This window comes from Burkholderia sp. BCC1638 (genome assembly GCF_902833195.1).
GTDB lineage: Bacteria > Pseudomonadota > Gammaproteobacteria > Burkholderiales > Burkholderiaceae > Burkholderia > Burkholderia diffusa.
In genome coordinates this window covers 1-5,015 of sequence record NZ_CADFEC010000063.1, presented here as the reverse complement: position 1 = coordinate 5,015, position 5,015 = coordinate 1, and the positions used below count along the sequence as shown (strand labels likewise).

Below are 5,015 nucleotides of genomic sequence, written 5' to 3'. Positions count from 1 at the left end.
CCTGACTTACTTTAGTGTGAGACTCTTGATACTTTCGCTTTCTGATCCGAAGATCAGCTCGCGGCCATCAAGCGCCCACACTTATCGGCTGTTAATTTTTAAAGAGCATTTCTGCGAGAAACCTGGAGTTTCCCAGCAGCGCTGCGTTTTCAGCAGCAGAGAAGCGAGATTATCAACCGTTTTTTAAAACTCGTCAACAACTTTTTTAACTACTTCGTTGCGACGACTGCGGTTTAATTTCGTATGCACTGGAGTCGATAAAACCGACTTCAACAGCACCGCTTCCCTTCTTCCCCCCGCGCTGCGTTTCCGTTAGCGCGAAAGAGGCGTGATTCTAAGCACCCGCCCCAGTCTCCGCAACCCCCTTTGTGAAATATTTTTGACGTGCTATGCCGGGAGCCGCTGAGCCGCAGCCGCGGTCATATATGAGCAACACGGCAGGAGCAGCCTCGGTCGCCCGTGAACCGCCCCGCCGCAGCGAACGCAACCTTCCGTCGCTCACCTCCCCACCATTGCCCTCACCACCCCATCCCGCCGAATCAGTCCGTGATACAGCGCCGCCGCGAAATGCGCGAGGAACGTCAAGAAGAACAGATAGGCCAGCACGCGATGCGCGACCCGGAGCCAGGCGAACGCAACCGGATCAGCCGACACGATCGCCGGCAGCTGCACACCACCGCCCAGCGTCACCGGATACCCGCCTGCCGACAGCATCGCCCACCCGATCAGCGGCATCGCGAGCATCAGCGCGTACAGCACCAGATGCGACCCATGCGCGGCAAGCTTCTGCCACCAGGGCAGATCCTCGGGCAATGCGGGCGGCTTCGACACGAACCGCACCACGATCCGCACGCAAACCAGCACCAGCACGGCAATCCCCAGCGGCTTGTGCAACGCCACCAGGAAATCGTGCCGCCCCGAAACCGACGCCACCATCCCCACCCCGATGAACAGCATCGCGACGATCATCGCGGCCATCACCCAATGCAGTAGCCTCGCCGGCAAGCTAAACGTCGTCGTCGCCTTCATCATCGTCCCTCCGCACTCAGTCGCGCCGCGCCGGCCACGCCGGCTTCTTCACTCGTCCGGCGCAGATACGAATCCGCATACGCCGCGGACCGCGCCGCCAGCAACGGATCCCCCGACACCTGAATCCCCTGCGGCAACACCGTCGGGTCGTAATTCACGTCCCGGCACGGCCCGCTGTCCTGCGCCTCCACGCGATCGAGCACGAGTGTCCCCGCGTCGATCGTCGTACGCTGCGCGGGCCAGGTCTTCGTCGCGTCGTCCACCGGGTCGCCGGGCTCCGCCAGCGTGACCAGCAGCTTCCACTTCTGCGCACCGTCCGCGATGCGCCGCGTCAGGTCCTGCTGCAGCACGTTCGGATCCGCGGCCGTCGCGACGTCGCCGGCGCCCGTCGTCTGCTCCGGCACGACGCGCCACCGCACCGCCTGGCGCTTGCCGGCGGCATCGACGAAGTAGAACGCGTTCAGCCCGTAATAGCTTTCGGTGACGTAGCTCGCGCTCGGCTTCGCACCCTTCACCCAGGCGCGGAATGCGGCCGTCTCCGGATGCGCGCCGAAAAACGCCTTCACCTTCGCCGGATCGGGCTTGCCCGTCGCCGGATCCGGCCGGGTCGCCAGCAACTGCGCGTAGAACGCCTTCGGCGTCGCCACGGGAAACACCGGCATCGCGTTCATCCCGGTCCGCCATTGCTGGCCGTCCGGCGCGGTGAGCTTCAGCGCGAGGCTGCGGATCGGCACGCTGCTGTCGGGCGCATACGGATTCCCGCCCGGCAGCGCGAAGCGCCCGACCACGGGCGTGCGCACCGCCTTGAAGAACGGCGCGACGGAATATGCGCTCGCGGCGCCGTTGCCTTCGAAGTAACCGGTCACGCACACGCCCTTCGCGTGATTGCGCCGGAAACCCGGATGCTCGCCGCCGGCCGTCTGCAGCGCGTCGACGAGCCGGTGCGGGGTCAGACGCGCCGGCGCGAGCCAGCCGCCAACATACCCGAAGGCCACGGCCACGCCGGCCACCGCGCCACCGATCACGGCCCAGCGCCACCACCCGCGCCCGGGTTCGCGCGGCGGCGAAGAAGAGGAAGATTGCTTCATGGATGCACTCCCGATCGTCAGATCATTGTCGAACGCGTGTAGGACGCCACCCGCGCCGCTTTATTCCATCAAGAAATTTTTCGTATGCTGACGGAATAAGCGACGCCGACCGGCGTCCTACGCGGCATCTCCACGCTTATCGGCTCGCGCCCCGGCCATGCCCTCAAACGCCCCCGACGACGACGCATTGCGCGAACTCATCCCCAGGCTGCGACGCTTCGCGCTCTGGCTGGCGCGTGACGTTCACGCGGCCGACGATCTCGTCCAGTCGACGCTCGAGCGCGCGCTGTCGCGCTGGGCGAGCCGCCGCGACGACGCGTCGCTGCGCAGCTGGCTGTTCACGATCCTTTACCGGCAGTTTCTCGACGGCAAACGCAGCGCGAAGCGCTACGCGTGGCTGCTCGGCCGCATTCGCGACGACGACGAAGCGCACTGGCCGTCCGCCGAACGCGAGGCGACCGCGCGCGCGACGCTCGAAGCGTTCAGCCGGCTCTCCGACGAGCAGCGCAGCCTGCTGCTGCTCGTCGCGGTCGAAGGCTTCACGTATCAGGAAGTCGCCGACCTGCTCGACGTGCCGATCGGCACCGTGATGTCGCGACTCTCCCGCGCGCGCCAGGCACTGCGCCAGCTCAGCGACGGCGAGCTTCCCGCTCCTTCTCTCCGCTTGATGAAATGAACACGCTCCGTCCCGACGAACACGATCTCCAGGCCTATGTCGACGGCCAGCTCGACGACGATGCGCGCGCCGCGGTCGAGCGATATCTCGCGCTGCATCCGGAAAGCGCGGAACAGGTGAAGCAATGGCAGATGGATGCGCGGCGGTTGCGGGCCGCGCTCGAGAGCGTGCGGATGCCTGGCGAGAATCCTGCGCTGGATCCGGCAGCGCTTCGTGCGAAGCGTGCGGAGCGCTCGCGGGTGCGGTTCGCGATGGCGGCTTCGTTCGTGTTCTGTATCGGGCTCGGGACGCTCGGCGGGTGGCAGGCGCGCGGGTGGAACGCGCCGCCGCCGATTGCGCCGATGAGCGATGCGGTCGAGGCTTACCGGATGATGGCGGTCGATCAGACTGCGAAGGTGGATTTCCGGCCGACGGGTGCGAAGGATTTGCAGACGTGGCTCACCCGGCGCATGGGGGCGTCGGCGAGGCTGCCGGATTTGAGTGCGGCCGGGTTCCGGCCGGTTGGCGGGCGGTTGTTTACGACGGACAGCGGCGCGACGGCTGCGATGGTGCTCTACGAGGACGACGCCGGGCGGACACTGAGTTTCTATCTCCGACCGGCGGAATCGAAACATCGGCTGCTGCCAGCCGGGCAACGTGTGGATGGGTCGTTGCTGGCGCGGTATGGGTCAGTGAACGGGCTCAACTTCGCGGTGGTCGGGCCGGTGGATAGTCTTGGTCAGCACGCGGTCGTGAGGGTGCTCGATCAGCAGATTTGAGCTGGACGATACGCTGTCCGTTGGTGGCCGTTGTGCGCTGACTGCGGTCCGTCCGATGCGGTTCGACAAACCTGAAAGCACTCACGTTCACCGTTCGTGGTCACAGCGTTTAAATTCTCTTTCGTGGTGGTTGTCCACACCGCGAATCTCGTCGCGGTGCGTTCCCGAATGGGTAGACCCTCTTCGGTTCCGATGTCACAGGGTTTGGCGTCTTCTGGACGCAGGATATCCACATCGGCCGCAGCGGCTCGGCATGCCTTCTCCGGTTGAATCACTCACCTTCGGCCCGCACAGCATTTCGCGTGCCTTTGGGTCGCGATATCCACATCGCCCTCGCCGAGCTGGTACACAGGATTTCGATTCCGCCGCTCACGGGTTGTTCGCATGCGCGTGATCGCTTCGAATCAATGTGTCCCCGGGGGCGCACAGCGTTCCTGATTGTTTTGTGTGCCGGTTGTCCACACGCGACAATCGGGCGCTACGGCCGCACGGACATCACTTTGTCGAGTAAGTCCCGAGAATCTCGCCGGTTTCCGGGGAGATCACGTACTTGATCGACGTCCCGAGCGGGCTCGCATTGCCGAGCCCACGCATGCCGGGAGGCATCTTCGCCACGAAGGTCACGCTGATGACTTAGTCCTCAGGCCCAGGATCCGTTCTGGCCGCACTTTCGTCCGTGATACAGACCCTGCCCGGTCTTTGCAAACTCTTCACAGGCAGCCCTCAGACCGAGCGGCGCCGCGATATCGAGATCGACGGAGCATCGGCCGATGGTCCCGAAATTCAGCTTGGCCATCCGTCACCCTTAGACATCGCGTTCACCTTACGCTTCTTTCTGCACGGCCATCAATTCCCTTAAGCAATCAGCACACGTTGCCGTCAGTAGTCCGATGGCTGCTTCCATCGACTCGTCGTCGTTAAAGCGGTAGACACCCCCTCCTTCATGCGTACCGCCCAGCTCGCGCACTTTCGCCTCTTCGGATTCCAGCATGTAGCCGGGATACTCGATTTCGTGCCGCACGAGCAGCAGCGGGACGATCCGACGGCCGCTCTTCCAGTTGCTGCGGTCGTTAATGAGGTCGGATACGGTCCGCGTCACGAGCTCGCCGCCTACGGGTCCGTGGGACAGGCAATTCATCAGCGGCATCGCGTCACCTGTTTCCCCGAAACTGCCGGTGGCTTCGCGCCTGCCTCGAGAAAATACGACGACTCGTCGGGAATGACGCCATCCACGTAACGCCTGTCTTCCCACAGCAAGCGCCATCGCGTGCGCACGGCCAGCTCCATTGCATCTCTGACCTTCGGCGCTCGCGTTCCTCTGCCCAGGTAATTGAAGCCCCGTTACTATCTTCGTGCCCCGATAATCGGGGCTTTGGCCAGCCAGGCCCGGCATGATTCTCGCCCCCAGTCGCAGTCATGATCCGGGGGGTGTTGTCACCGGGCCTGGTGGGTGGCTGGTGATCG

5 protein-coding genes and 1 pseudogene are annotated in these 5,015 nt (G+C 64.3%); 2 read left to right on the top strand and 4 right to left on the bottom strand.

Annotation, left to right across the window (positions count from 1 at the left end; genetic code table 11):
• Positions 1-498: 498 nt before the first annotated feature.
• Both HWX22_RS31085 and HWX22_RS31080 read right to left on the bottom strand, forming a co-directional pair.
• On the bottom strand, positions 499-1,032 hold the full coding sequence (locus HWX22_RS31085; RefSeq protein WP_175916978.1) for a cytochrome b: 534 nt from the start codon (positions 1,030-1,032) through the stop codon (positions 499-501).
• Positions 1,029-2,117, bottom strand: coding sequence for a catalase family peroxidase (locus HWX22_RS31080; protein WP_059814653.1), 1,089 nt, complete (start codon positions 2,115-2,117; stop codon positions 1,029-1,031). The genes HWX22_RS31085 and HWX22_RS31080 overlap by 4 nt, the downstream gene beginning before the upstream one ends.
• A 157-nt stretch (positions 2,118-2,274) precedes the next feature.
• On the opposite strand from HWX22_RS31080, the gene HWX22_RS31075 reads away from it, so the two are divergent.
• Together HWX22_RS31075 and HWX22_RS31070 are read left to right on the top strand one after the other, a co-directional pair.
• Entirely contained in the window at positions 2,275-2,793 is a 519-nt protein-coding gene (locus HWX22_RS31075; RefSeq protein WP_175916977.1) for a sigma-70 family RNA polymerase sigma factor, read from the top strand.
• Positions 2,790-3,551, top strand: coding sequence for an anti-sigma factor (locus tag HWX22_RS31070; RefSeq protein ID WP_175916976.1), 762 nt, complete (start codon positions 2,790-2,792; stop codon positions 3,549-3,551). Before HWX22_RS31075 ends, HWX22_RS31070 begins: the two co-directional genes overlap by 4 nt.
• An 823-nt stretch (positions 3,552-4,374) precedes the next feature.
• On the opposite strand, the gene HWX22_RS31060 is transcribed toward HWX22_RS31070, so the two are convergent.
• A complete protein-coding gene (locus HWX22_RS31060) occupies positions 4,375-4,698 on the bottom strand; it encodes a hypothetical protein (protein WP_175916975.1) in 324 nt (107 codons plus the stop codon).
• A pseudogene (locus HWX22_RS31055) lies at positions 4,689-4,886 on the bottom strand (Imm72 family immunity protein); the annotation flags it as partial. The pseudogene HWX22_RS31055 and the gene HWX22_RS31060, both read right to left, overlap by 10 nt.
• Positions 4,887-5,015: the final 129 nt, after the last annotated feature.